The 23,980-nt window shown below is 60.4% G+C and carries 27 protein-coding genes and 1 pseudogene; 10 read left to right on the forward strand and 18 right to left on the reverse strand.

Going from position 1 to position 23,980, the window contains the following annotated elements; genetic code table 11:
* Positions 1-7: 7 nt before the first annotated feature.
* From BDK61_RS16540 to arcS, 4 genes are all read right to left on the reverse strand, one after another.
* Positions 8-169, reverse strand: a complete 162-nt coding sequence (locus BDK61_RS16540) for a hypothetical protein (RefSeq protein WP_244209819.1) — start codon at positions 167-169, stop codon at positions 8-10.
* 77 nt (positions 170-246) lie between these two features.
* Positions 247-1,323 carry an archaeosine biosynthesis radical SAM protein RaSEA gene (locus tag BDK61_RS16545; protein WP_121303803.1) on the reverse strand — a complete coding sequence of 359 codons (1,077 nt, stop codon included), beginning with the start codon at positions 1,321-1,323 and terminating at the stop codon, positions 247-249.
* 38 nt (positions 1,324-1,361) lie between these two features.
* The gene (locus BDK61_RS16550) at positions 1,362-1,769 is read right to left on the reverse strand and encodes a VanZ family protein (protein ID WP_007189155.1); all 408 of its coding nucleotides are present in this window, start codon (positions 1,767-1,769) and stop codon (positions 1,362-1,364) included.
* A gap of 83 nt (positions 1,770-1,852) precedes the next feature.
* Positions 1,853-3,640 carry an archaeosine synthase subunit alpha gene (arcS, locus tag BDK61_RS16555; RefSeq protein ID WP_121303804.1) on the reverse strand — a complete coding sequence of 596 codons (1,788 nt, stop codon included), beginning with the start codon at positions 3,638-3,640 and terminating at the stop codon, positions 1,853-1,855.
* Between the two features lie 391 nt (positions 3,641-4,031).
* On the opposite strand from arcS, the gene BDK61_RS16560 reads away from it, so the two are divergent.
* Complete coding sequence (locus BDK61_RS16560) at positions 4,032-5,177, forward strand: alginate lyase family protein (protein WP_208644687.1); 1,146 nt, start codon at positions 4,032-4,034, stop codon at positions 5,175-5,177.
* A 65-nt stretch (positions 5,178-5,242) separates the two neighbouring features.
* A complete protein-coding gene (locus BDK61_RS16565; protein ID WP_004964211.1) occupies positions 5,243-6,118 on the forward strand; it encodes an NAD-dependent epimerase/dehydratase family protein in 876 nt (291 codons plus the stop codon).
* Positions 6,119-6,143: 25 nt separating this feature from the next.
* On the opposite strand, the gene tgtA is transcribed toward BDK61_RS16565, so the two are convergent.
* The 3 genes from tgtA to BDK61_RS16580 all read right to left on the reverse strand — a co-directional run bounded on the left by tgtA (position 6,144) and on the right by BDK61_RS16580 (position 8,584).
* Positions 6,144-7,616 (reverse strand): tRNA guanosine(15) transglycosylase TgtA, encoded by a 1,473-nt coding sequence (tgtA, locus tag BDK61_RS16570; protein WP_004964214.1) that lies wholly within the window; start codon positions 7,614-7,616, stop codon positions 6,144-6,146.
* A gap of 120 nt (positions 7,617-7,736) precedes the next feature.
* Complete coding sequence (locus BDK61_RS16575) at positions 7,737-7,994, reverse strand: hypothetical protein (RefSeq protein ID WP_007189160.1); 258 nt, start codon at positions 7,992-7,994, stop codon at positions 7,737-7,739.
* A 44-nt stretch (positions 7,995-8,038) separates the two neighbouring features.
* The gene (locus BDK61_RS16580) at positions 8,039-8,584 is read right to left on the reverse strand and encodes an NUDIX hydrolase (protein ID WP_121303806.1); all 546 of its coding nucleotides are present in this window, start codon (positions 8,582-8,584) and stop codon (positions 8,039-8,041) included.
* 94 nt (positions 8,585-8,678) lie between these two features.
* Here BDK61_RS16580 and BDK61_RS24250 point away from each other — a divergent pair, with 94 nt between their 5' ends.
* Positions 8,679-8,804 carry a transporter gene (locus tag BDK61_RS24250; protein WP_193790551.1) on the forward strand — a complete coding sequence of 42 codons (126 nt, stop codon included), beginning with the start codon at positions 8,679-8,681 and terminating at the stop codon, positions 8,802-8,804.
* A 15-nt stretch (positions 8,805-8,819) separates the two neighbouring features.
* On the opposite strand, the pseudogene BDK61_RS16585 reads toward BDK61_RS24250, so the two are convergent.
* The 3 genes and pseudogenes from BDK61_RS16585 to BDK61_RS16595 form a co-directional block, all read right to left on the reverse strand.
* Positions 8,820-10,924 (reverse strand): annotated as a pseudogene (locus BDK61_RS16585) (hypothetical protein).
* A gap of 129 nt (positions 10,925-11,053) precedes the next feature.
* Positions 11,054-11,650 carry a tRNA (pseudouridine(54)-N(1))-methyltransferase TrmY gene (trmY, locus tag BDK61_RS16590; RefSeq protein ID WP_004964221.1) on the reverse strand — a complete coding sequence of 199 codons (597 nt, stop codon included), beginning with the start codon at positions 11,648-11,650 and terminating at the stop codon, positions 11,054-11,056.
* 90 nt (positions 11,651-11,740) lie between these two features.
* Positions 11,741-12,790: a Gfo/Idh/MocA family protein gene (locus tag BDK61_RS16595; RefSeq protein ID WP_121303807.1), complete on the reverse strand. Its 1,050-nt coding sequence runs from the start codon at positions 12,788-12,790 to the stop codon at positions 11,741-11,743.
* A gap of 224 nt (positions 12,791-13,014) precedes the next feature.
* On the opposite strand from BDK61_RS16595, the gene BDK61_RS16600 reads away from it, so the two are divergent.
* The 3 genes from BDK61_RS16600 (at position 13,015) to BDK61_RS16610 (ending at position 15,612) form a co-directional block, all read left to right on the forward strand.
* Positions 13,015-13,479: a nucleoside deaminase gene (locus BDK61_RS16600; protein ID WP_004964226.1), complete on the forward strand. Its 465-nt coding sequence runs from the start codon at positions 13,015-13,017 to the stop codon at positions 13,477-13,479.
* A 63-nt stretch (positions 13,480-13,542) separates the two neighbouring features.
* A complete protein-coding gene (locus BDK61_RS16605) occupies positions 13,543-13,959 on the forward strand; it encodes a CBS domain-containing protein (RefSeq protein WP_121303808.1) in 417 nt (138 codons plus the stop codon).
* Between the two features lie 132 nt (positions 13,960-14,091).
* On the forward strand, positions 14,092-15,612 hold the full coding sequence (locus BDK61_RS16610) for a hypothetical protein (RefSeq protein WP_121303809.1): 1,521 nt from the start codon (positions 14,092-14,094) through the stop codon (positions 15,610-15,612).
* Between the two features lie 139 nt (positions 15,613-15,751).
* Here BDK61_RS16610 and BDK61_RS16615 read toward each other — a convergent pair whose 3' ends face one another.
* The 4 genes from BDK61_RS16615 to BDK61_RS16630 all read right to left on the reverse strand — a co-directional run bounded on the left by BDK61_RS16615 (position 15,752) and on the right by BDK61_RS16630 (position 17,667).
* Positions 15,752-16,822 (reverse strand): tyrosine-type recombinase/integrase, encoded by a 1,071-nt coding sequence (locus BDK61_RS16615; protein WP_121303810.1) that lies wholly within the window; start codon positions 16,820-16,822, stop codon positions 15,752-15,754.
* Positions 16,819-17,049, reverse strand: coding sequence for a DUF7389 domain-containing protein (locus BDK61_RS16620; RefSeq protein WP_004964236.1), 231 nt, complete (start codon positions 17,047-17,049; stop codon positions 16,819-16,821). Before BDK61_RS16620 ends, BDK61_RS16615 begins: the two co-directional genes overlap by 4 nt.
* Positions 17,042-17,368 (reverse strand): hypothetical protein, encoded by a 327-nt coding sequence (locus BDK61_RS16625; protein WP_121303811.1) that lies wholly within the window; start codon positions 17,366-17,368, stop codon positions 17,042-17,044. The genes BDK61_RS16620 and BDK61_RS16625 overlap by 8 nt, the downstream gene beginning before the upstream one ends.
* 83 nt (positions 17,369-17,451) lie before the next feature.
* Positions 17,452-17,667, reverse strand: a complete 216-nt coding sequence (locus BDK61_RS16630; RefSeq protein WP_255410415.1) for a ribbon-helix-helix protein, CopG family — start codon at positions 17,665-17,667, stop codon at positions 17,452-17,454.
* 120 nt (positions 17,668-17,787) lie between these two features.
* Here BDK61_RS16630 and BDK61_RS16635 point away from each other — a divergent pair, with 120 nt between their 5' ends.
* Positions 17,788-18,105 (forward strand): helix-turn-helix domain-containing protein, encoded by a 318-nt coding sequence (locus BDK61_RS16635; RefSeq protein ID WP_121303813.1) that lies wholly within the window; start codon positions 17,788-17,790, stop codon positions 18,103-18,105.
* 3 nt (positions 18,106-18,108) lie between these two features.
* Positions 18,109-18,456 carry a hypothetical protein gene (locus BDK61_RS16640; RefSeq protein ID WP_244209821.1) on the forward strand — a complete coding sequence of 116 codons (348 nt, stop codon included), beginning with the start codon at positions 18,109-18,111 and terminating at the stop codon, positions 18,454-18,456.
* Between the two features lie 334 nt (positions 18,457-18,790).
* Here the strand turns inward: BDK61_RS16640 and BDK61_RS16645 are convergent, their stop codons facing one another.
* Genes BDK61_RS16645 through BDK61_RS16655 form a run of 3 tightly spaced genes read right to left on the reverse strand, consistent with a single transcriptional unit; the run spans position 18,791 to position 20,116 of the window.
* On the reverse strand, positions 18,791-19,192 hold the full coding sequence (locus BDK61_RS16645; RefSeq protein ID WP_121303814.1) for a type II toxin-antitoxin system VapC family toxin: 402 nt from the start codon (positions 19,190-19,192) through the stop codon (positions 18,791-18,793).
* Positions 19,193-19,408 carry a DUF7557 family protein gene (locus BDK61_RS16650; RefSeq protein ID WP_121303815.1) on the reverse strand — a complete coding sequence of 72 codons (216 nt, stop codon included), beginning with the start codon at positions 19,406-19,408 and terminating at the stop codon, positions 19,193-19,195.
* Between the two features lie 51 nt (positions 19,409-19,459).
* Positions 19,460-20,116 carry a site-specific integrase gene (locus tag BDK61_RS16655; RefSeq protein ID WP_121303816.1) on the reverse strand — a complete coding sequence of 219 codons (657 nt, stop codon included), beginning with the start codon at positions 20,114-20,116 and terminating at the stop codon, positions 19,460-19,462.
* 189 nt (positions 20,117-20,305) lie between these two features.
* Here BDK61_RS16655 and BDK61_RS16660 point away from each other — a divergent pair, with 189 nt between their 5' ends.
* Positions 20,306-20,824 carry a hypothetical protein gene (locus BDK61_RS16660; RefSeq protein ID WP_121303817.1) on the forward strand — a complete coding sequence of 173 codons (519 nt, stop codon included), beginning with the start codon at positions 20,306-20,308 and terminating at the stop codon, positions 20,822-20,824.
* Positions 20,825-20,978: 154 nt separating this feature from the next.
* Here BDK61_RS16660 and BDK61_RS23065 read toward each other — a convergent pair whose 3' ends face one another.
* Positions 20,979-21,767: a hypothetical protein gene (locus tag BDK61_RS23065; protein ID WP_148709151.1), complete on the reverse strand. Its 789-nt coding sequence runs from the start codon at positions 21,765-21,767 to the stop codon at positions 20,979-20,981.
* Positions 21,768-22,248: 481 nt separating this feature from the next.
* On the opposite strand from BDK61_RS23065, the gene BDK61_RS16665 reads away from it, so the two are divergent.
* A complete protein-coding gene (locus tag BDK61_RS16665; RefSeq protein ID WP_244209796.1) occupies positions 22,249-23,583 on the forward strand; it encodes an IS4 family transposase in 1,335 nt (444 codons plus the stop codon).
* The last annotated feature ends 397 nt before the right edge of the window (positions 23,584-23,980 follow it).

Consider the following 23,980-nt stretch of genomic DNA (forward strand, 5'->3'; position numbering starts at 1 on the left):
AGGAGCCTTAGAGACCCCAGCCGGGCGGCAGCAGGTCGGACTGGCAGGCACTGCAGGCGACCATTCCGTCGCCGTCGATGCACTGTCGCTGTTCACCGCACAGGTCACACTCCGTGACCGTCCCGCGTTTATTGAAACTTCGGCTGTTCTGGTCACCGTTCGGGGTCATATCGAACAGTATTATGCGCGAAAGACGGATAAGCGTTGGTCGACAGGCCATCACACGGTTTCTGTCGGCTCGAAGGCCTATCGAGCGAGCGGGAGCGAGTAGCTGCGCTCGCGTTCGATGACAGCGTCCCACGTCGCCTCGCACTCGCAGCTCACCTGCTCGAACACCGACGGGTCCTGCCGGAGGTCGAAGTCCTTGATAGCGCGCTGGACCTTGTCGTCACACTCGCCGCAGTTGTGCGGGCCGCGGTCGCTGCCGTGGCCGACCGGGTCCGAGACGACGATGACGTCCTCATCGGCGGTCGACTCCAGCACGTCGGCGACCGACCAGAGCCACGGCGGTCGGTAGCCGCCGTCGTGGTACAGCTCCTCGACCATCGTGTATCGCTGGACGTTACAGGGGTTCATCGAGACGGTGTGACAGCCGTCGACGGCCGCACAGCGTCGCACCGACCGCTTCATATCCTTGACGGCCTCGGCTTCGGAGAGGAACGGCGGCTTCATCAGGAGGTACGCCTTGACGCCGGCACCGGCGGCCTGCGCCGCCTCGGAGGCCGCCTCGAAGTCGGCAAAGTCGAAGTACTTGTTCACGCAATCGTGGCGGACGCGGTCGGTCGCCGTCTCCAGACCCACCGCCACGTCCGTCTCCAGACCTACGTCGACGAAGTCGCCGACGGTCTCCTCGTCGATGAAGTCCGGCAGTGACTCGACGACGATGCGCTCACGGTCGGCGAAGGTTTCGGCGATAGCCTGACGCGTTTCCGCCGGGACTTCGCGCTCGTCGAGGAAGCTCCCGGAGGTGTAAATCTTGATGAGGCCGCTCTGCTCGTCGCTGTTCTCGCTTTCGTGGTCCAGACAGTGTTGAATCTGTGCCATGAGGTCTTCATGGGCGACACTCCCTCCTTCAACGCTCTCGGCGACGTAGCCACACATCGTACAGCCGCCGGCACGTGCCCACCGACAGCCGCCGGTGTTCAGGATGATAGTCAGGCTCTGGTAGACGCCGTCCGGGGTGTTGTCCTCGTCGAGCCACACGCGGGTCGGCTCGCGAGGGTCATAGGTCGAGTCGTTGCGCGACCGGATGTCACGCATCACGGAGTTGTGGGCGTCCATGCCCTTGCCCTCCTCGTAGACTTCAGGACTGGGCTTGCTCATTGGGGCGAGGTAGCCGATGAGCGCGTAAAGCAGCTTCGTTACTGCCGGGATTGTGGGTCGGTTCGGTCTGAAAGGGCGTCAGAACGGTAGGCCGCGAGCCACGCCAGTCCGGCCAGAACAGCCCCAACAGCGTTGGCCACGAAGTCAGCGCCACTTACACCGCGTGACGGGACGAGCGCCTGCAGGAGTTCGACCCCGGCCCCGTAGCAAAGGGAGACAATCACGAGTGCTGCAACCGTCGTCACATCGCGGGCCTGCCGGCCCCACGCGAGCAGCACCGCCAACGTGCCGTAACTCGCCGCGTGCACCCACTTATCCAGCGCGAAACCGAGAAGTGCGGGGACCTGCTCGCCCGCCCCTTCTGGAACCGGAAGCAGTGATGTGACCAGTACCAACAGGGAAAACCCGATTGCAGGGAGGTAGCGGCGGAACCCCGACACGTCCATACTGGCGGTTTTCCCGGTGCGCAAATAAGTCGGACGGTCAGGGAAGCCGGTAGCCGATTCGGAACGAATCCCAGCGGACCCTGTTACTGCTCGTCGACGTGTCGCATCTGGACGGCAATACCGCGCGTCGAGGACCGCATCTCCGGGCCGCTCATCTGGGCGCGACCGACGCCGAAGGCCGCATCACCCTTAATCACCACGTCATCGCCGACGCGGATGTCGTCGCTGGCGTCCGTGATCCCCGGCGCAAGCACCGAGCCGTGAGGGACGAACGGCTCGATTTCGACGGTTTTCGTCGGTACGTCGCTCTCGACCCAGCGGCGCGCGCCGGCGGTGGTCAGCGAGAGCACGCCGTACTGCTGGGCGAGCGCCGCCAGTTGCTCCCCGTCAGCGTCGTCGGCGCGCAGTTGCGGATACCGCCCCTGCGTCGACAGGTCGTCGAACAGTTCGTCACCCGCGCCTTCGCCGAACTGGTAGTCAGCAACGGCGCGGATAGTGTTGTGTTCGCGCTCGCGTTTCGGATAGCGGTCCCAGCCCTCCAGTTCGGCGGCGAGGTTCCCCAGCGAATCCGCCGTCGTTGGGTGGTCGGTGACCGTGTAGGTGAACTCCCGGTCCAGCGAATCGGCCACGCGCTCGCAGATGTCGCGGTAGCCTTCGCCGGGAACGTGGGCAATAATCTCCGGGTAGTCAGTGCCTTCTAAATAGCGTTCGAGCACGCGGCTGACGAACTCGATTTCAGTGGCGGTCCAGTCGCCCGTGACCACGGAGTCGTAGTGCTGTGCGGGGTAAGTGAGTTCGAGTTCTTGCGGAACAACACCGATGGGCGAGGTCATCGAGACGACGTGGGCGCGCCACTTGATAGCGTCGTGGTACTGTTTGTGGCTCTGTGAGTCGCTGTAGGGTTTCCGTGCCGAGCACGGGACCAGCACGAGCGGGCGGTCGTCAAAGCGGGGGACGTAGCGGTCGGTGACGCGCTCGGCGAAGCGCTGGATTTCGACCCGCCGGAGCGAGTCGTCACTGGCCGCCGAGAGGTCGGCCCGCCGGATGAGCGGCGTTCGCTCCTCCAGATAGCCGTACCCCTGGTCCAGCCGTCGGAACGTCGCGGTGAGCCAGTTGTCCTGTCTGGCCTGACCCTCGACGTAGTCACGGAGGCGACCGTCACGAATCCGGCGGCGGACGCGTCGGAGTTCCGCGGCGAGCGCGTTGACGTTGTGTTCAGCGCAGTCCTCGCGGTCGAACTCCGCGCGTGGCTGCTGGCAGGCCGGACACGCACACGGGAGTTCGTCGAGGTCTTCAAGGAAGTACGCCTCGTCGGTCGTGAGATACCGCCCCTCAGTCCCACGGATGACGGCGCGGTCGGGGTCCACGAGGTCGACACCGGCATAGACGAGCGTTGCGACGTTTCGCGGCGTTGCAACGCCGGGCAGATAGAGCGCGGTGTCCGCGGGAATTGCCTCACGGACGGTCGTAACGGCATCGACGAACGCCGACGCGTGCCCGACATAGCCGGGCGCACCAGCGAGAACGTAGGCGTCGCTGCCGTGGTTGGTCGCGGTATCAGGGGAAACAACGGCCGCACTTGGGAACTCGACATCCGGATAGTCGACGGCGAAAGCCTCGGCGACTTCGTCCGGCGTGCCGGCGGGGAGTCCGCGGTGGGGCAAGACAGTGAGCAACGAGTCGTCGCCGTCGGGAGCGTCTCGCTCGGTAGACCAGCGGCTTCCGGCGTCAGCAAGGACGTGTCGGCAGTCGCCCGGCGTCTCAGTGTCCACGTCGTCGACCAGCGCTGGCGTCGTCACGGAGTCGGCGAGGCGCAACTCACCCACTCGCGCGGCGCTGTCGCGCTCGTGGACCTCGAAGTAGTCGGTCATGCAATGGCGTCAGCCGCGCGCGACCAACTATCTTGCCTTTGGGCCAGCACGACCCCGCGAGCAAAAAGCCGTTCAAATCCAGCAAACGGCATCCTGATCGGGAGTTATGTGACCATGATTATCGCAAACAAGCCGCTATTCGCTGATTAGCTAGGTCCTAACTAAATCCATCGGGGATGACAGACGACTCGTGCAGCGACAGACACGACGAGACGTGTTGCTCGCTCTCTCGGGGACAGCCGTAGCGCTAGGGGGCTGTTCGACCGGCCTCTCCTCGGGGGACTCGGGTGCGAGGGCCGTGTCAGATGAGACGGAGCCGACACCAACGGAACAGGTATCGGGGTCACCAACAGAACAGGTATCGGAGCCACCAACTAAAAACAGGGCCGCAATGTTCGTCCATCTCGATACGCTGGCCGCGATACAGTCTCGTGTTGAGAACGGCGACAGCCCGTGGACGGGGGCCCACGAGGCCTTCATGAGTGATGTCCGCGACGCGATGGCAGCGGACCCCGAGAGTGTCACGGACAACGGCGACGGCCACGAGTTCAAAACGAAAGGACCTGAAGACCCCGCGGAACGCAAGGACTACGTTGCCGCGATCAGGACGGGGGACCGGCTCCGGGACCTCGGCCTCGCCTACCAGTACACCGGTGCGGATCAATACGCCGAGAAGGCCGTCGAACTGCTGGACCACTGGTTCCTGCGGTCGGAGACCTATATGGCTCCTGTAAAAACGAACAGCATCGAGCAGTTCATCACGCTCCCGAAAATGTGGTGGGGCGCGGAACTCGTTCGGGGCCACGAGGCGTGGAGCGACGATAGTGTCGGCGCGGAGGCCGACCTGCAGGAGTGGGTCCGGACGTTCCTCGACGACGTGGGCCACAACATTCCGACCGCGATGGGGCAACAGAACATCTTCAACTGGCAGGAGATGACCCACGCCGCCGGCTCAGTGTATCTCCGAGATTGGGACCGCTTCCGTGATGCCATCCAACGGAACCGCGAAGACGGCTTCACCCAACTCCGCGAGGACGGCCTGCTGGAAAACGAAATCATTCGTGCGTCGAGTCTGGCGTACTCGCTGTATGCGGCGAAGGCACTGATCACCGCCGCGGAACTCAGCCGACTCTACGCCGAGAGACTCGACGGCCCCACACTGTACGAGTACAAGAAATTCGACGGTGACAGGGGTGCTATCGAGCGGATTCTCGACGCCCACGCGCCATACGTGGCCGACCCAGAGGCCTGGGAGGCGATGGGTGAAGGGGACCCCGACCGGTTTGTCAACAGTGACGGCTTCCCCGCCAGAAAGCAGGAAGCCGCGTCCTCGCTGTACGAGGTGGCCTACTCGTACTACAAGAAAGATACGTATCTGAAAGCGCTCAAGCAGAGCGGACAGCCAGTGAAGAACGTCCCGACGTACGTCTCAGCCCAGCAGGCGGCAATTGACAACCCTGACCGGCCACATCGGGACGAACGCATCCTCGGCTGGACAACGTTCACGCACGGCGAGCGGTTCCGGCTTGACCTGTAACAGCGTTGTTTCCGGAGACGCAGTCACACCGCCACGTTTTGGATGCCAGCGGCTCTAAGTCCGGTATGAATGTTGTCGTGACCGGCGGCCGGGGGAGTTCCGGGCGCTGGATCGTCGACCGTCTCGCCGGACCGCACGACGTAACAGTGCTTGACCGCCGTCTCCCCGATGACGAGGGTCAGCCGGCTGTTGAGTATCAGGCGCTCGATCTGACAGACGCCGGGGGCGTCTTCGACACGCTCACCGCCATCGACCCGGATGCAGTGGTCCACTGGGCGGCGATTCCGGTAGCTGGGAACCATCCCGGTGTAGACCTGTTCCAGAACAATACGCTGGCGGCACACAACGTCCTCTCGGCGGCTGGCCGTGTCGGCGCTGACGTGGTGCAGGGCTCATCTGATGGTGCGTACGGCTTCTTTTTCGCCGAGGAGACCCCCGTGCCAGATGAACTCCCGATTACGGAAAAGCACGCACGCAGGCCCGAGGACGACTACGGGCTCTCAAAGGTCGTTACCGAGGAAATCGGGAAGACGATTGCCCGCCGGGACGGCATCTCTGTGGCGTCAATCCGCCCGTCGTGGATACAGATTCCCGGGGAGTACCCCTGTCGGTCAGAGGACTACGTTGACGACCTCGCGGCTGGCGCGGGCAACTACTGGTCGTACGTTGACGTACGAGACGTAGCCGACCTCGTCGAGGCCGCGCTCACCGCAGATGTTGCGGGGCATGAGACGTTCAACTGCGTCGGCCCCGACAACGCGCTGGGCCGACCGCTGGTCGAACTTATGCGCGACCACTACGGTCGTGTGCCGGACGACTGTACAGTCGAAGGGGACGCCGCGGCGTACTCGACAGCCAAGGCCACGGAACGGCTGGGTTGGGAGCCGACCCGTTCGTGGCGTGAGGCTGCCGATGTGGACGTGGATGTGCCGACAGTCTGACCGGCGGCGAGAAGATTAAAACGGATCAGTCGCGGGCGTGCAGGTCTCGCAGGCGAACGCCCTCAGGCACGCGGTCAAGTGCCGTTGCTGGCCAGTCGTCGTGGACCAGGGTAAAGGACACGTCGGGGTGGAGTTCGACCAGTCGTCGGACTCCTGTAGCCGCGGCCTCGTAGGCAGCCCGGTCGGTCCGGTCCGGCGTTTCCGCGGTCAGCGGATAGGTGTCAGCGAGTTCGCGCGGGTACGGACCGAACGGGGGCAGGACGCCCCAGCTCTCGTCATACTGTGCACTGGAACTGCCTTCCGTCAGCAGCACTTCCTCGCCCTCGACCGGGAGGCGCTCCAGTCGGTCCTGATGGCGTCGGACCTCGGGCCGGCGGGCGCTTTCAGTCGAGGTGTAGAAGAACGCGTCCTTCGAGACGGGGTCGGTGCGTTCGAGTTGCTCTGAGTGGTCGAGCAAGGCGCGGTAGCCGTCGAGCATCTCCGGATGACCACGGGCGCGGCTGTCGACCAGTTCCATGAGGTTGCCCGAGCGAATCGCCTGCTTGACCGTCCGGATTTCGCCGTAGGTGACGTGGAGGTTGTGCCGCGCGAGCAGTTCCTCGCGTGCGTCGGCGTCCATCGCATCGAGTTCCGCCGGCGTGTGGTCGGTACAGACCGGGCAGTGACACGGGAAGTAGCTCAGTTCGTCGAGCAGTTCCGTCCCCTGCACCGTGAGATAGCGGTCGTCGCGGGCATACAGCGCGTACGCCGCCGAATCGAACAGGTCACAGCCAAGCGCCGCCGCCATCGCGAACATCATCGGATGGCCCGCACCGAACAGGTGGACCGGGCCGACCTCCCCCAGCCCGCGCTTGCAGGCCGCGACCACATCCGCGAGGTCAGCGTAGCGGTACTCGTTCATCAGCGGGACGACGGCTCCTAGCGGGAACACATCAAGTCCGGTCGAGACGGCATCTGCAGCGGCGCGCTCCCGCAGGTCCGGATACGTCGCGCCCTGAACCGGCGCACTGACGAGCATCTCGCCGGTGTCGACGGTAGCAGCGTGTTCGAGCCGTTCCTGTGTCGTTTTGAGTTCCTCGGTCGCCCGCTCGCGGTCCACGTCCGGCGGCGTCGGGATGTCCACCGGCGTGCCGATATCGGAGCCGATCTCGTGTTGGAACTCCAAAATCTCCTCAGTGGTCACGTCGATGTCGCCGTACTCGGCGAGCTGGAAGGACCCGGAGTCGGTCATGATAGCCCCGTCGAACCCAAGCAGGTCGTGGAGGCCTTGCTCTAACACAGGCTCACGGAGGTCATCGGAGCCGTGCAGGATGTAGCTGTTCGTGATGAGTATCTCCGCCCCGAACTCCGACGCCAACGTTGCCGGTGCAACCGTCTGGACGTGGGGATTGACCACCGGCAGAATAGTCGGCGTCTCAACGGTGACGCCGGCCCGTGGCACCGTTAGCTCGCCCAGCCGGCCCGCGGCGTCGTACTGGCGGACCTCGAAATTCGTCATTACACGTCGTCGTCGGTGGGCGCGCCTAAGGGTTGTGTTCCCCCGTGGCTGGCCGTTCGTCACTGGCGGAAGCCGAGAACGACGGTGGGGCCGAACGGCGCGCCGGCCGGCACAGCGCCGCTATTCGTCGGGCTGTTCCGCTCCGCCGGGCACCAGTTTCCGCTCGGGCCGGTGGACGGTCCCGGAGTCCTCGTCAGCGACGTACGTCTGTGAGGTTCGGAACATAGCAACCACCTCGTCGCGGGACCCGTAGGCGTCCTCGACAAGCCGTTCGAGCAGTTCCGCCCGCGAAATCGGCTGACCGGTCCGACGGCGGACAGCCGCGCGCAGTTTATCGAGCCGGCGTTCCGTCTGTTCGTCGAGTGCAATCGGGGCCATGTGTTTGCTGGTACCACTCCACATGATTTCAAGCTGTCGTCAGTTCAGCGCTCGAACAGGGCATAGTACATGATACCTACGGCAGACCGACTGTCACGGAGCGTGCCGTCGCGCACCGACTGGATCAGCGAATCGAAGTCGGCAGTGTCGACCCGAATCGATTCGTTGTGGTCGAGGTTCTGGTCGGCCGCCGCCTCACAGCCGCGTGCGACGTAGTAATGGAACACATAATCAGTGTTGCCGTTAGCCGGTTCGCCCGTGTAGAGATGGTCGAACGTATCTGCCTCGTAGCCCGTTTCCTCGCGGAGTTCGCGAGCGGCGGCGACGGTTGGGTCGTCGTCCTCGTCTTCCATCGTTCCGGCAGGCAGACCGTAGTTGATTCGACGGATTGGTTGTCGCCACTCCTCGATAACGACCACGTCGCCGTCGGCGGTAAACGGGAGCACGATGACGCTCTCACCGTGCTGCACGTAATCGAACGCACCCTCCGTGCCGTCAGGGAAGCGGACATCCTCACGGACGACATCAAACCCCGGACAGGCGTATGCGGTCTCTGCATCAAGCGTCTCCCAGGCGAGTTCCTCGTCCATACTGGGAGTGTGGTCCCCACCGGCAAAGTCAACACGGGTCCACGCAAATGCAGGCACCGGACGGATGCGAGATGGCGCACTCTGTAGAGGTGGAATGAGAGTATCGACAATCGTCATCCTGCTCGGTATTGTACTGTTCGTCCTCCCGGTCCCCGGAACGTTCATCGCTGGGGGACTGGTCCTCGTCGCCGGCGGGTTGGCCCGGTGGGGCGGGCTCTGAGGATAGCACGAGCACTCACAGCTTGTCAGCGGCCTGTGCCTGCTCAGTCCGTCGATCTGCCTGTTCGAGGCGTCGTCGGGCCGCGTTCGACAGCGGGTCCGAGAGAGCGTCGCTTGCATCCTCGATTCTGGTCGCGACGCGCCGGAGCCGGTCAGCGACGGCCTGAAGTTGCTTGTCAGCGTTTCCGCGGTCACCGGCCTCGGCGCGTTCCGTTGCTCGCTCGGCGGCTTCAACGACAGCGGCGAGCGCTCGTTCGAGGCCCTGGATAGCGTTCCCGGAGCCGCCGCTACTCCCGGAAGTACCGTCATCATCGTCAGAATCGCCGTCATCGTCCATTTCGTCGAGCACCGATTGGCGCGTCTCCTCGGCGATGTCGGCGAGGAACGACGCCAGCGAGGCCTTGCCAGTTCGGGGCTCATCGATTGTTGCGGCAGTGTCGGCCTCGGGGTCCGGGTTCACCCGGAATGCACCTATCTCGTCGTCGCGGTCCCGGACCTCCGTCGTATACGCGCCGCCGCCGTGGACGTACACAGCGTCGGGTTCGGCGAGCGGGGCGTCGTACAGTCGACCAGCGAAGTCGTCCTCGACGGCGAGGTCGGTGAGGTCACTATCGGCTCCAGCGGGATCGACTTCGAGACGAGTGGCGTTTTCCCGAGCGACGAGCGGGACCTCGCCGTCGACACCGGCTCTAGTCGGCCCGTCGGCCTCGCTCGTTTCAGGGACCGACACCGTCTCACTGTGTGGCGCGACGCCGGCCCCGTTGACGGTGAACCGGTGTTCGCCCGCTGGCACGTCCTGAACGACAGCCAGACCTGAAAAAGTCGGGACGGCCTCGGGGTCGCTCTCCAGCAGGGCGACAGACTCGACGGTGGTGTCCTCGGTCGTGAGCCCTTCGTTGTCGGGGGCGTCGTCGTTCGAGACAGCTTCCGAAAGGCTGGCAACGATGGTCCGTATCTCCGCCGGCGCGCCGATGGCGTCGTAGCGCTCGGCCAGCGCCGCCCGGTGGTTCGGTTCGGAGATATCCGCGGCGGGGTTCTCGTAGCGGGGCTGGTTCCAGGGCGCACCAGTCGTCGTGATGTGGCCTGAGACGGCGTCCTCGGCGAACTCAGGCACGGCGAACTCGAAGCTCAACTGCGGGCCGGTGAAATCAGCGATATGTTCCAGTTCGCTGCTCGGCACGAGGTCGTACTCGATGTCTGGGTCACCGTCGCCCCGGTCGGTGTGCTGGAAGACGAGCCCCGTCTCCCGCGTCGGCAGGTCCGACGGCGGTTCGGTGAGGCTATCGAACGAACGGACGGTGAGCGGCTCCGAGATGAGCTCCTCACGGCTGACCGACGGGAGCCGCTCGTGTTCGTACAGCGGTGCGCCCTCGTACTCCGGGACGAGATAGGGAAGTCGCGAGCCCTCGTCGCGCGGGAGCCCATAGGCGACAGGAATCTCCGCGAGGTCCTCGATGGTTTCGACCGCGCTGTTCGTGATATCCGCGAACCGGTCTCCCTCCGGCAGCCGAGTGAACCGGTCGCGAACGTCGTTGACCGACAGCGCGCTGGAGTGTGAGCCCAGTTCCGAGAGGATGCGCGGCACCATCTCTGGGTCCGGGTCGAGGAACTCGTTGTTGGGCACCTTCCGGGAGTGGGAGCTGGCGACGTACAGTTGCGGGTCGCCCTCCCCGTGTCGACGAACACGTGCAGGACCTCCCAGTCGTGCCAGTGAAAGTTCGTTGTGAACTGGTCAAAGGCCGAGTAGAACCAGAACTGGACGACGGCAAGCGGCGAGTTCTCGTACTCGACCACGTTGTAGAACGCCGTCGGGTCTGGCGGCTCTCCGTCGGCCATCCGCTCGTGATACCCGTTGAACGCGTCGAACCCGTCGACGACGGTGTCCCCGTCCTGCTCGCTTGTGTACGGCCGCGGGTCCGTCGGGAACCACGGCTCCGCCCGGTCGAAGTACAGCGTCGGTGCAAACCGTCGGGCGAGTTCTGCGGCGCGTTCGCCCTCAACTGTCGAGGCCGCGTCGTCGCTTTCGCTTTCGAACGCCGAACAGCCGGCGACGGACGCAAGGCCGGTCCCGGCAACCGTCTGCAGAACCGCACGACGGGACAGTCCATCCCGGTCAGTCATCGGTCCCTCATCGCTTCGGTGCGTCGTCGGACAGCGCGACCCGTCGCTGTCTCCGAACCCAATAATTCCATACACCATTTCAGCGAACCGCGGAGGAAAACCCTTCTGGCAGTCTCCAAACGTGCCCCGTCAGTACCGTTCGAACCCCGCCGTGTCCAGATAATTGTGCGCGACCGTGATCGAATGGTCTGCGTGGAGGGCCTTCGGCCCAAGCGAGACGCGCTCGTCCGCACGGTCGGCCAGCAGCGCCGCTTCCTCGTCTCGGAAGTCGTGATGATCCGAGAGGACGAACACTGGGTCCGACGGGGGTGCAACGCCGACGATGGGGTCGCCGTCCTCGTGCAACTGGACGACGGTTCCGCGGCGCGCCACGTCGTCGAGCGTCCCTTCGAATCCCCGTCGCGTGAGCGACACGCCCGGCGAGGTTTCGACCGGGATGTGGCCGATAGCTTCTTCGCGCTCTTCTAGTGCCTTCCGTATCAGTGCCGCTGTGGACCGTTCATCCGGGTTCAGCCGGCGGAGGTCGCTCCCCTCGAACGTAACGGTGTACTCGTCGCCCAGAATCAGGTGGACCCGCACGTCTTCCCGGATGGCATGGCTCAAAAAGAACGCGCTGGTGACACACCGACAGAGCACGTCGAGCCGGCCGGCAGCGCCGGCCAGATCGTCGAGCGAGAACTCCGGCGTCGTCGGGGCGTCGTGACCGATGATGACGAACTGACGCATACCGGTTCGAGGCTGGTCGGCGACTTACGTGCATCGACAGCCGAACGACACGCGGCCAGATCCGGACAACGAACCACCCGGACGCAGGACTCACAGTTCGGCAACCGAGGTGAACAGCCGGTTGGCCCAGTCGGCCTCCGCTCGCGGCGTCGGCCCCTCACCGCCGTGTTCGATTGCCCGTGCTTCGCGACGGACGACCGGCGTATGTGTGTCGTGGGTCGAGTACGACGACGAGAGCCGCGTCTTGACTGTCTCACGGACTGCGCTGGCGGTCGTACGGGCCGCGTTTCGCAGGTCGGTGAGCGCCCCGGCAAGCATCGGCAGGTCGTACGGCGAGTTGGGGCCGTAGCCGTGGCGGTGGTACCGGAGCGATTGTGTCCCGATGTCGACGGTGAGGTGTCCGCACTCCGCGGTAAAAACGACGCGACGGCGGTCAGGCACGTTCGAGTGGTGCTGTATTGTACAGGTGACATCCTCGGCCGTCACGAACGAGACGGCGATGCCATCGAACGCAACCCCGTCTGCGGCCGTGTTACACTGTTGGATGGCGACCGAGGCGTCGTCCGCGGGATAGCCCGCCGCGCGCAACCCGACGTATATTGGATGAACGATGCCCTCACCGAACTCGCCGCCGGGGAGGTCGAGCACCCAGTCCCCGCGGCCCGGAACCGCCGGGTCGATGTCCTCCGCCCAGTGAACGGCGACGCTGTGGAGTCGCCCGAGGTCGCCACGCTTGATACGCTGAAGTGCGGTCTGTAGCGGCCGGTAGTACACCTGGTTATGGACGACTGTCGCCCGAACGCCAGCCCGGTCTGCAGCAGCGGTAAGCCGTTCGAACTCCGCTCTGGTGGCGACGAAGGGTTTCTCGACTAGCACGTGGACCGACGCGTCGATACAGGCCATCGCGAGGTCGAAGTGGGTCTGCAGCGGCGTACAGACGTGGACCCAGTCGACCGCTTCGGACGCCACCAGCCGCTGCAGGTCGGTGTACCCAGACACGTCCCATGCGGCAGCGACGCGCTCGGCTCGCTGTGAATCGATATCGGCGACCGCAGTCAGGACTGCACCGGGAGTCGTCTCAATTGCGGCCTTATGCCAGTGTGCGACATCGCCCAGGCCGACGATTGCGGTCCGCAGCATAGTTCGTGTTTGTGAGCCGACAGGCATACGCTCTGGCATGTGCCAACGCGGGACAGATGTGGCCCTGAGCGACCAACGTGTCGCAGACTGAACCGTCGCGTGGTTGAGTGTGGGAAACGCGGTGTCGGCAGTGTTGGGAACGGTCTAACCGCCGTCAGTTCGCGGTCACGACCCCAAGCTCTCCCCCGCCGTGCCTACTTCCGATTGCGGGTCAAAGCGATGGTATGCCTGTGTCAGAGTTCGACGAATTCGACCACGAAACGCACATGCAACGCGCCTTCGAGCTGGCCCGGACCGCTGTCAACCGCGGCGACCGGCCCTTCGGGTCGGTACTCGTTCGTGACAACGAGGTTGTGATGGAGGCATCGAACCGCGTCCTCACTGAATCGGACGTGCGCCGCCATCCGGAACTCCAGCTGGCGCACCGAGCAATGCAGGAGTTTGACCCGGACGAGCGGGCAGAGACAGTGATGTACACGAGCACCGAGCCGTGCCCGATGTGTGCCGGCGGGCTCCGGTACGCTGGCCTCGGCCGAGTCGTGTACAGCGTCGGCAGCGACGAGATGGGTGAGTTCAGCGGCCACGAGGAGTCCGTCCGCTCCGGTGAAATCCTCGCCGGCATCACCGACGTCGCCGGGCCGATATGTCACGAGGAGGGACTGGCGATTCACGAAGACTTTGACTGGTAAGGCCACGTCAGCACCGGTTGCGGGAGTCAAATGACTTATTATGTGTGTTTGCTAACTAGTGCTATGAATTCACTTGACACACCGGTCGAGCAGGTGATGACCAAGCCAGTGAAGACCGTCGACCGGGAGCTTGCCGTCCGCGACGTTTCGAAGCTCCTTGCGTCCGAAGCGGTCGGGTCTGTCATCGTCGAAACCGAGTATGGACGAGGCATACTCACGAAAACGGACATTATCGCCGGCCTCCGCGATGGGATGGACCCAGATACGACGCCAGTTGGTGATCTGATGACGACGCCGGTCAAGACGATTGACCCCGGTGCCCCGCTAGAGGAAGCCATCGATACGATGGTCGAGCACAGCATCAAGCGACTCGTAGTCGACGGACAGGCCGACGGCGTCGGTATTCTCACGACGACAGACGTGATGCAGGAACTGTCGCCCGACCTAGACCGTGTCGTTGAGATGTTCGCGGAAGGGTGACAGCCCGAATCCGAAAAGTCGGGGCTATAGAGACGCAGTCAGGCGGCTCCATCTCAAATTGAGTTCCAAGAACGCTACAAACCCCGTCTGAGCGTCCAGAAAGGGTTTACCGGGAGCGACGAATCGCTGCCCATGCGCAGACGTGCCCTCCTCGCGTCAGTCCCAGGTGCGCTGGCCGGGCTCGCCGGCTGTTCGTTCGGGACCCTCGGCTCAGACGAGACTGCCGACGTAACGCCCGCTCCGCGCCCGACGCAGTCAGTAACCGATGCGAACGACAGCGGGACAAAGAGGTCGGCGGACACCGGTAGCCCGCTGCGACCAGACAATCCGACGACCGTCATCGGACTGGAAACCGGGCCGCGAACCTACGCCCTCAGTTCGCCAGGACTCCACACGGACGACAGGGGGCGAGTCGGACTCTGGTTCGACCAGACGGCGACCGACGCCCATCCGGTCACGCTTCGCGGCTGGCTCCAGAACGGCAACGAGTTCGAGAACACGTTCAGAATCGAGTTGCTTCCGGGTGTCGGGCAGACGCACAGCAGACAGCCACGCGGTTCCGACCACGAATCCCGACTCCATCTCGCACCCACGGACAACAACGAACTCGCCGACCGAGTCCCCTCGCTCGGGCGAACGGACGAGGGGTACTGGCGCGTCGACGAACTCGGTCCGTGGATGCCAGAGACGTACCGGCTGGCTCCCGATGAGTGGGTCCGACTGGAGTATGCGCTCGTCGGCGAGCCGGGACAATCCGGGCGGCCGACCGGGACCTACGAGTTTCGCGGCCAGAGTGAGACGCTCTCGGTCACCGTCTGGGATACGCGGAGTCCCGGCCCGGAAACCGACTCCCGGTTCGCCGGCCGCTCGCTCCCACCACTCTCCGGCGACGGCAGCGTCCAGTGGTTCCACGACGCAGAGAAGACGACCCCAGCCTTTGTTCGGCCCAGTGCCGAGCGCGCGGAGCTTGATACGCAAGTCGGCTTCGAGACGGTCAACAACAGCCACGGGCGACTGCAGTGTGGCCACTGGGACCTCTACAAACTCGTCGGCGGCGAGTGGTTCCACATCGCGCCAGGAGTCCACACCGCCGACTGTCGTATCCTGAAACCGGGCGGCCGGGACCAGTGGGGCCTCCGGGCGTTCAACGGGCAGGCAGTCGGGTGCAGCACCGACGACTGCACCTGCGATGGCCTCACGCAGGGCTACCTCGGCGGCGGCGAATACGCTATCGTTGCCGGCTACGGGCACGCGACGACCGAAAGTGGTGCCCTGGTCAAACTGGTTGGCGACAGCGCTGCGGTGACGCCGATCGACGGGGTGTCGACAGCCCGAGACAGCGATACCGTCACGGTGACGACTGGTCGCCACGGCGACGGCGAACGGCCAGCCGACGCGACGTTCTCGCTGACTCGCACCGACAGCGCGAGCGAGCGGGTTCTCGCCGAACAGGTGATGGCAAGCGCTCGGTTCGCCAGCCGCCCCGGTGGTCTCCGCAATGCCTTGCCGTTCCTGACCGATGATGTCGACCGCGTCGTCGTCGAGACCGACGAGCGAGTCGTGAACAACGGCATTGGCCACAATGTAGACACACGTCGGTTCCGGTTCCGCGGCCAGGCCTATCAGGTATCTCGCGGCCAGACCGACTGTTGAGCGGAATAGCAGAGGACGGTACTGTCGTTATCTAGTAATTGCGTTGGAAAAATGGGCCGGCGCGACGCGGAACTAACCGATTTCGTAGGATGCTCATACTCGGTGCGCTGTCGAATCGTCGCTGATGGGTCAGTTGGTGTCATTGGGTGAACTCCAGTTCGTTGATGAGTGGTCGGCGGCGGTCCTCCATCCGGTTGCGAAGCCGTCGCCGCCGCTGTTCGGGGTCTGCCTTGTCGTAGTGGTCTTCGATAGTACTCACCGAGGAATTGACGCGCTCCGCTACGTCTTCCGGCGGCCATCCTCGGTTTAGGTGCCACGTAATCGAACCCGTCCGAATCTGATGCGGGGACCGGCTCGACGGGCACTTGCTGGCGTGGGCGTACTCGTTCCAGTCGCACTTCTCGATGTCCTTCTCGTGAGGGCACATCCCGTAGCTGCACGGGAGCGTGGCGAGGTAGCTCCACACTCGAATGGTGTTGGTCGTCGGCCGTCCACTCGCGCTCGCCAGCAGCGGCTGACGGCCATGCTCGTCCCGCACATCGTACCGACGGCCGTTGATGTACGCCTCCAGCGCGTCGGCCGTCTCTCTCGGAAGCGCCACCGGACGCTCACCGCGGCGCTTGTTCTTCAGCGGGGTGTCCGTCTCCGGTCGGTGGCGGAACTCGACGTAGGGGCTACTTCCCAGCTCCGTGTCCCGCAGGTCCAAGGCCCGCAGGCCGCCCTGTCGAGCGCCAGTGTTCCACGCGAGTTCAAGGAACGCGTGTTGCCGAGTTCCGTAGTCTCTGTCGCTCTCACGGTAATAAGACAGCAGTGCGGCCGCTTTGTCGGCAGCAAGTTTCGTATCGTTTGACCGGTCCTCTGGGTCAAGGTCAGGAATGCGGATTTTCTCTGATAGATCTTGATCGACCGCTTCGAGGTCTTCGAGGAACTCGAAGAGCATCTTCAGCGTCCACATCTCTCCTTCGAGCGTGGCCGGCGCGATCTCCGCGCTCCGCATTTCGTAGTACTCGTCGAGATCGTAGCCACGCAGTTCCCCGACTGTCTCTATACCGACAGAGTCGCACCACTCGACGAAGAGCTTCAGCCGGTACTCCCAGCCGTGAACGCTCTTCTCCGTCGAGTCTGACCGACGGCGTCGAAGGTAGCGCTGGCAAGCCTCGCGGGGAGATAGCTCTGTGGGGTCGCCCCGCCGTCTACCGCCGCGCGTCATGCCTCTAACTCACTCAGTTCGCTCTGGTCGTCGGGGAGCTGACGACGAACCTGCGGCTGGATGTTACGGAAATCGTCGGCCCACTCCTGCATCTCGCTGCGGACCGCTTCGACCTTCTCGCGCAGTTCCTCGACGCTGTCAGCCGAGACCTTCGCCTTCATCTTGTCGCGGTTGTTGCTGTCACCGCCGCGAGTAAGCTCGACTGTGAGGCTGTAGGCGTCAGTCATCCGCAACCACCACCTTGCCGCCGGAGTCGTCAGCGCTGGCTTCCTCTCGCTGCTCGTCGTGGGCCACGCGCTTCGCCTTCGCGTACTCGCCGTCCGTGCCAGCGTCGTAGTACTCCGTCCGCACTTCTCGAATTGCCTCGATCTTGTGCGGCGGGAGTTTGACGCGGCGGTCACGCCACTCGGTGAGACGTACCCAGCCGCTTTCGAGCGTCTGGTAGTCCGCGACGTAGACGACGCCCTGACCCTGAATCTGGACCATCGCCGGCGTGTACTCCGGATGCAGCGGCAGGTCCTCAGGGTCGATCTTCTCGTCGTTCATGGGCCGTCCTCCGCGTCGTCGTCAGTCTCTTGACCGTCCGACTCGTCTCCAGACGTGGGGGCCTGTGAGCTACTGGACATAGTTTAGGCGGCCCCCTCGACGTTCTCGTTCACTTCACCGTTCTCGTCCCGGCATACCACAGGTTCATCCACACCGTCGAAAGGCGTGCTGTGGTGGTCGCGGACAATCTCACGAACGTACTCAGAATAGCTTACACCGTGTTCATCGGCCTGTTCAGCAATCTTGTCGTCCATCCACCGTGGTAGTGAGATGGACACAGAGAGGCTTTTGCGCACCATTGCGTTAGTTATCAAATAACGCTGCGTTCATATAGATTACGGAAGTTGGCATTAGAGCGTAAATATCTAATAAGAGCGATTCACTGCTATAATCACGCCCGGTGTTGATAATTAACCAAGATGCGATATTCCGGTGGCTGGATGGTCTTGGCAGACGACAGAATCTTAGAGTTCATCAGAAACGAAGGCTCTGGAAGCCCGAAAGTGATGGCAGACAGCGGATATGTCCGCTACTCACGGGGATACATCTCCAAGCGCTGTAGAAAACTGGTTGAACACGGTCTATTGAACGATTTGGGAAATGGTGTCTATACTATCTCTGAACGCGGTGAGAAGTACTTAGACGGTGAAATAGACACGTCTGAAGATAGGCCAGATGAAATCGAGTCGCACGGGGACAGTGGCCCCTCCGCTGGTGAGAACCACGAACAGGTGTAACTGATGATCGGAAAGAAGTCGGCTTCCTGGATGAATCAGATAGACGAGCGTATCATGGAGTGGATTCGTGAGAATGGGTTTGCATCACCAAGCATCCTCTCACGAGAACGTGGATTCGATGTCTCTTCCGGCTATATTCGCGACAGGTGCAGGTGGCTCCAGTACGCTGGACTGCTTGCACCCGTCAGTGGTGATCTATACGACCTGACGAGCGAGGGAATCCTGTATCTGAAAGGCGAACTCGATGCAAGCCATTACCCACGACCAACCCCGAGTAAGGTCTTCGAGGACCGGTATGCAACACCACCAGACTGGGTGGAGGCAGGCGTGAAGTTCACAATTCGTCTATAGTAGTATGAACCAATGTTCCACTAGGCGAGCAGCCGCACATTGCTGACCTTTCATCGATACAAACAGAGAACTTCAAATTCAGGAATACAAGCTTTCTCTATCGTAAAAACCTGCCGTATGATATGTTAGACGACCAGTCCTGTGAAAGATTACGGCATCGAATCTGGAACGTACGTAATGGTGATCGTACTAACTCAGTCATCTAACGGATTCCCCGCTTCTTTCCGGAGCAGAGAACGAATATAAGCATCCATTGTAAGGTCATCCGGTTTCGAGTCTTCCAGCGAGTCGTATGTCTCTGGCATCATCGAGATTGTCACTTGGAGCGTTGTCGTCATTCAGTCATCACCACGTCCACGTCGGTAAGTTCTAGAAGAGGGTCCTTGTCGAAATCATTCTTGTTGTGGGTGATGAAGGTGCCACCCTCGGTGTGTGCGGTAGCCAGATTCAGGAGGTCCGCGGAGTCGAGAGTCACGCCTTGGGACTGTAGTTTCTCATCGAGATAGGCGGCTTCGAGCGCGGTGTCCGACGTGAACGGGAGTATCCGGTCAAGACTTGACCGGAGATGCTGTTGCTCTTGAAGCATATCGCTCCTGCTGTCGTGGCGCTGAAACGACTCCCATGCGACGTGAGAGGGGATCGTCCATTCGTCGGTGCGGTACTGCTTCAGATGCTCAACCACCGCTTCCTCAGAATTTCGGAGTTTGACCAAAATATCTCGGTCGAGGACGATCATTTACCGGCGGTCCTCCAACGATTCATTCAGACGTTTGCGGGCTTCATCCATTTCCTCGATATCTTTCTCGTCGACAGAGGGCAGTGACTCAGCTATTGCTTCTACGTCTTTCTCGCTTCGACTGAGGCGGTCCAGCAGGTCGTTGAAGCTTTCGTCGTCCCGCTTCAGGTCACGTAGTCGTTCTTTCACTTCGTCGGTGACGCGGATAGTACTCATATGTATACGTTGTGTACAAGAGGTTGGTATCTCTTTCGGTGACTGAGAGAATTAGTCCGCTGTATGGTGAGAGGCCGGCAACATCGTACCTGGATGTACCACTTCCGCGCTCTCGTCGCCGCCCTCGAGGAAGTCGACCTTCCCGCGCTCTCGTCGAATTGCCTCCGGGCTGAACTCTCCGAGGTAGTGCTTCCTGAACGTATCCCAGTCCTCCCAGCCCCCGAAGGACATCACGACCGAGGGGATCACGCCCTGTTCCAGTAAGTACGTGCCCCACGTCCGCCGGAGATCGTGAACGTCGAGATACTGCCAACCCCTGTCGCCGGTTTCCTCTTCCAGTGCGTCAGCTGCACGCCGGACCCAGCGGTACACAGTTGACCCAGCCACGTCCAGCAGCGGCTCGTCGTCGTCCTGCTGGTACGCCAGCGTCTCCGCGATGGTGACGACTTCCTGTGGGACCGGCGGCTCTCGGTACTTGTCCCGCTTCGCGTAGCTCTCCCAGACTCGGATGTGGTCGCCGGTCGGTCCGTCGACGAGGTCTTGCGGACACACCTCGATGATTTCCGAGCGCCGGAGTCCGACCCGACCGGCGAGCAGGAACGCGAGTCGCTGGTGTGGCGTCTCAGCCTGCTCGATGAATCGCGTCAGTTCGTCGTCCGACAGCCACACTCGCTTCCCGTCGTCGTTGTCGTAGTCCTTCAGCCTCATGCACTCGTTCCCCAGTTCTATTGCAAAACATCTAGTTTTTTCGGTCAACTCGGGGGTCAGCAGGGGTCAAATAGAGCGCAGTTGCACCAGAATGCCGGGTTCTCGGGCATGGTCCATCTCGAGCAGTGAACTGAAGATTGATGTTGTCCTACGAAAAGTTTTCATGTGATACAGAATTTTTAAATAGTGATGGATCAGCCAAAGTGGTCTAAGCTTTTGAATATTTTCTTACAAAATAATGGGTGGATGTATAACGAATACTTAGAAGATGTATCGTATGAGCGTCTTCCTGACGATCATAATATAATAAACTACCAAATCCATTCAAATGAAGATGCGGCTGCCCTGAATATGCTTCTTCGCTCTGGTCTTGTTGAATCTGTGGATGCAGGAGATGTAGGAGCTAGACCAGCTACCAGTTTAGAGGGCGTTGTGTGGTATAAATTGACTGAAAAGGGCTTCAACGTAGCCCACGAACGACAGATAGCCATTGAGAATCAAGAGACGAACGAGAGTGTTGCACTTTTCACGCTTGTTTTAGGGTTCACTGCAATAGTTCAGGCCATTGCAGCCGCTCTCCAGCTAGATAATATTACCAACCAAGCTGCTCTACTGACAGTAATTCTACTTATTACTTTATTGTTGCTACTATATCAGAGTAGCCCTCTGAAGGCTGTACAGAATGCATACAAAGCATTTCGGAGATAGTGCAGTTCTGAATCAAAATACCGAATTCTCCGGCACGAAGATGTTCGACCTTCCCCACAGAAGCGGATATAGGCATACAACGGCACAGACTGTGATACTGTAGCGCTCAGTTAGGTAGATTGCATAGTGCTCTAGTGATTTATTCTTCCTTTTATTATTCCGGTGGATCTGAAAAAAGGAATTGTAGAATTGGGAATGCCATTAATACTAAAACTGCGCTATCTCGTCCCCAAATCAAATAAACTGCACCTGCGAGTAATGGGAAAATTAGCCCTGAAATGTATTTTAGCCAACGAATATTAATTGCATTAGATAGTTCGGCTATAAGAATTCGCAAGTCAGAGTTACGATCTGGTCTGTCCGTTTCTTCTTTTGGTATCTTTATATCTACATTTTCGTTTGATGAGATATTATTTATCACTGCTGAAAGGTTCTCAGTAAATGATTCATTCAGAATCTCTTGTTGTTTTTGAAGATCTGAATCCTCCAGTAGGTCAATGTACTCATAAAACCGGTATCGGTACGCAGGATGTAGAAGAGGAGTGGATTTCTTCATATTATAGTCTTCGAATTTTTTTAAATAGCGGACTACTTCCTCATACTCGCCATCTTGATACGACCTAATTGAGCAAGAAAGGTAGTGTAACAAGACAGCCCTAACGGTGATGTCGTACTGATTCTTGCTCTTCGACAGCAACCTATATGCGGCAAAAACCAGTATAGCAGGGACTATTATTCCAATTAGTGCAACGGAATCCCGTAATTCTCCATTTTGGGTGCCAATCCCGAACTCAGTTAAAATAATATTGGTTACTGCGACAAGAGCGAGCAAAGTGAAGCCGGCGGGAACAGGTGTACCTACTGCTAAGTTTAGTGTAGTGAATTTATTTACTTTGTTTTTATTTTTGCTGTTTTCACTTGCAAATTTTTCCAAGTCACTCATCATAGTTTATATTCTTCTTGCCACTATGATGTTATCTGGTACGTAAAAGAGTGTATATTGGAATAATTTTAGCAGTCTAACTATGTTCGACTCTCACCTAAGAACCGGACGGAATGAGAAGGGATATTAGCATATATTGATTCCGTCTATTGGAATCCAGTCTTAAGCTTTTCTGAGCGAGGATGAGTTTGAACCAAAGAACTATACCTACAGATAATGATACATACACATATGACACATATTGATGATGTGAGATCTGTTATTGATGACTCTCAGCCCGAACAGTGGAAATATTTCGAAAAAGTTTCTCCACAGGTTTCCGTCACATCCGATCCAGAAACCATTTGCTACGTATATGAAGAGGATGTCAATATTCGTCTAGAAAGAGGAAATGTGGCCGTTAGGCATCCGTTCTAGGCTAAGGCTGAGTTAGCAGGAAAACCACCAGATGTTACCGGGATGAGAAACCGGTGGAAAGTGAATGAAACTACCACCGGATGAGGTAATCGAAGAGCGGTTGGTGAATACTTTTCCAAACAGCCGGCTGCGCGAGCTGGCTCGCGCAACCGGACTGGTGCAGCGCGACGGCGGGAAGTTGGAAGCTGACGCTCTGTTCTGGGCGCTTGCGCTCGGATTTCTCTCAGCCGGGCACAGAACAATCGAAGCGTTCCGCCAAACCTACATCGATACCTTTGGTGGCACGATCAGGTACTCATCCTTCTACGAGTGGTTCACGCCTGAACTGTGTACATTCCTTCGAGAGGTCCTCAAGGAGGCCCTTGAGGACCTCGATCACGAGAGCGACCGTCTCCAAGGACGGTTTGAGGAGTTCCGTGAAGTCTTCATCGTGGATATGACAGTCATTACGCTGTTCCAGGAGCTGTTTGATGAGTTCCCTGGCTTTGGTGACGACCACGCTGGAGCGAAGCTCCACGTGGTCGAATCAACCAGTACAGGCCTCCCTACCGAGTTTTCTATCACAGACGCTCGCACGCACGAGTCAACGCAGTTGTCGACTGGACCATGGCTGGAGAACGCACTGCTGCTGTACGATCAGGCGTACTTCGAGTACCGGACGATGGACTTGATCGACACTAACGGCGGCTGGTTCCTGACGCGGTTGAAGCCAAACGCACAACCGAAGATCGTCGACGAACTCAGGGAATGGCGTGGCAACGCCATTTCTCTGGAGGGAGAAAAAGTTCAGGATATTCTGGACGATCTGCATCGTGACGTGATTGATGCCAAGAGCGAGGTCGAGTTCAAGCGACGCGTCTACAACGGCACGCGCAGCCGTGCCGTTGAGACGTTTCGCGTCGTTGGTGTCTGGAACGAGGACCAACAGCAGTACCACCTCTACATCACGAATCTTCCAGCTGACGACTACGCTGCCTCAGATATCGCAAAGCTCTACCAAGCTAGATGGGAAGTAGAGCTTCTCTTCCGTGAACTCAAGACTACATACGCCCTTGACAAGATGGATACAACCAAACCAGAGGTCGTTGAAGCGCTCATTCTGATCAGCCTCATTTCACTCGTTGTGAGCCGGACACTTCGAGAACTGTTCATCGAGATTCTCGAAGACAACTGCAGTGACGACGACATTGAGCCGTCGTCACTGCTGCCACGAGAGCGCTGGGCAAAGGCTGTGAGCCGCCGGAATGATCGGATACTCCGCCGAGTCGCTCGGCGACTCGGCTATGAGACGCCAAGTCTCGTCAAATCGCTGATGAACGACGGATTGAACCCGAACGCTCACCGTACCTTATTGCTTGAGGAGGTACAGTACAACTCGTTTGACGCCAAGCTCGCGTAATCCAGCGAGAACGCTGGATTCGCGTCGCTGGTTAGCTGCGCTACTCGGTCCAGATGGGCAATTCAGTGCTTCTTCCTCCTGAGAGAAGTTCAGGCTGTCACACACGAGCAGATCGAATCTTCAGCGCCAGTTATTCACCGTAGATGTATCACCAGCTCTGGCACAATCTCTGTCAGCCGAATCAAGTTAGACTAGAACGGATGGGCCGTTAGGGACTTTGACGAGCCATGGGTACCGGGAGCAGGTGGACAGACGGACAGTTATGAGTGGTGGCTAACGTATCAGAACACGCCTATCGAGATGTTTGTTGTAGTGAGTGTGGACGGCGGACGTGCTAATATACCCGTACCAGAGGGTGGCCAACGGGAGGGAGTTACACCTGTGCTTACCGAGCGAG

This window comes from Haloarcula quadrata, from assembly GCF_003634715.1.
In the GTDB taxonomy this organism is placed as follows: domain Archaea; phylum Halobacteriota; class Halobacteria; order Halobacteriales; family Haloarculaceae; genus Haloarcula; species Haloarcula marismortui.

Coding starts and splice junctions, on each gene's coding strand:
- BDK61_RS16540 (WP_244209819.1), bottom strand. CDS start 169: ATGACCCCGAACGGTGACCAGAACAGCCGAAGTTTCAATAAACGCGGG.
- BDK61_RS16545 (WP_121303803.1), bottom strand. CDS start 1,323: ATGAGCAAGCCCAGTCCTGAAGTCTACGAGGAGGGCAAGGGCATGGAC.
- BDK61_RS16550 (WP_007189155.1), bottom strand. CDS start 1,769: ATGGACGTGTCGGGGTTCCGCCGCTACCTCCCTGCAATCGGGTTTTCC.
- arcS (WP_121303804.1), bottom strand. CDS start 3,640: ATGACCGACTACTTCGAGGTCCACGAGCGCGACAGCGCCGCGCGAGTG.
- BDK61_RS16560 (WP_208644687.1), top strand. CDS start 4,032: ATGTTCGTCCATCTCGATACGCTGGCCGCGATACAGTCTCGTGTTGAG.
- BDK61_RS16565 (WP_004964211.1), top strand. CDS start 5,243: ATGAATGTTGTCGTGACCGGCGGCCGGGGGAGTTCCGGGCGCTGGATC.
- tgtA (WP_004964214.1), bottom strand. CDS start 7,616: ATGACGAATTTCGAGGTCCGCCAGTACGACGCCGCGGGCCGGCTGGGC.
- BDK61_RS16575 (WP_007189160.1), bottom strand. CDS start 7,994: ATGGCCCCGATTGCACTCGACGAACAGACGGAACGCCGGCTCGATAAA.
- BDK61_RS16580 (WP_121303806.1), bottom strand. CDS start 8,584: ATGGACGAGGAACTCGCCTGGGAGACGCTTGATGCAGAGACCGCATAC.
- BDK61_RS24250 (WP_193790551.1), top strand. CDS start 8,679: ATGAGAGTATCGACAATCGTCATCCTGCTCGGTATTGTACTGTTCGTC.
- trmY (WP_004964221.1), bottom strand. CDS start 11,650: ATGCGTCAGTTCGTCATCATCGGTCACGACGCCCCGACGACGCCGGAG.
- BDK61_RS16595 (WP_121303807.1), bottom strand. CDS start 12,790: ATGCTGCGGACCGCAATCGTCGGCCTGGGCGATGTCGCACACTGGCAT.
- BDK61_RS16600 (WP_004964226.1), top strand. CDS start 13,015: ATGCCTGTGTCAGAGTTCGACGAATTCGACCACGAAACGCACATGCAA.
- BDK61_RS16605 (WP_121303808.1), top strand. CDS start 13,543: ATGAATTCACTTGACACACCGGTCGAGCAGGTGATGACCAAGCCAGTG.
- BDK61_RS16610 (WP_121303809.1), top strand. CDS start 14,092: ATGCGCAGACGTGCCCTCCTCGCGTCAGTCCCAGGTGCGCTGGCCGGG.
- BDK61_RS16615 (WP_121303810.1), bottom strand. CDS start 16,822: ATGACGCGCGGCGGTAGACGGCGGGGCGACCCCACAGAGCTATCTCCC.
- BDK61_RS16620 (WP_004964236.1), bottom strand. CDS start 17,049: ATGACTGACGCCTACAGCCTCACAGTCGAGCTTACTCGCGGCGGTGAC.
- BDK61_RS16625 (WP_121303811.1), bottom strand. CDS start 17,368: ATGAACGACGAGAAGATCGACCCTGAGGACCTGCCGCTGCATCCGGAG.
- BDK61_RS16630 (WP_255410415.1), bottom strand. CDS start 17,667: ATGGTGCGCAAAAGCCTCTCTGTGTCCATCTCACTACCACGGTGGATG.
- BDK61_RS16635 (WP_121303813.1), top strand. CDS start 17,788: ATGCGATATTCCGGTGGCTGGATGGTCTTGGCAGACGACAGAATCTTA.
- BDK61_RS16640 (WP_244209821.1), top strand. CDS start 18,109: ATGATCGGAAAGAAGTCGGCTTCCTGGATGAATCAGATAGACGAGCGT.
- BDK61_RS16645 (WP_121303814.1), bottom strand. CDS start 19,192: ATGATCGTCCTCGACCGAGATATTTTGGTCAAACTCCGAAATTCTGAG.
- BDK61_RS16650 (WP_121303815.1), bottom strand. CDS start 19,408: ATGAGTACTATCCGCGTCACCGACGAAGTGAAAGAACGACTACGTGAC.
- BDK61_RS16655 (WP_121303816.1), bottom strand. CDS start 20,116: ATGAGGCTGAAGGACTACGACAACGACGACGGGAAGCGAGTGTGGCTG.
- BDK61_RS16660 (WP_121303817.1), top strand. CDS start 20,306: ATGGATCAGCCAAAGTGGTCTAAGCTTTTGAATATTTTCTTACAAAAT.
- BDK61_RS23065 (WP_148709151.1), bottom strand. CDS start 21,767: ATGAGTGACTTGGAAAAATTTGCAAGTGAAAACAGCAAAAATAAAAAC.
- BDK61_RS16665 (WP_244209796.1), top strand. CDS start 22,249: ATGAAACTACCACCGGATGAGGTAATCGAAGAGCGGTTGGTGAATACT.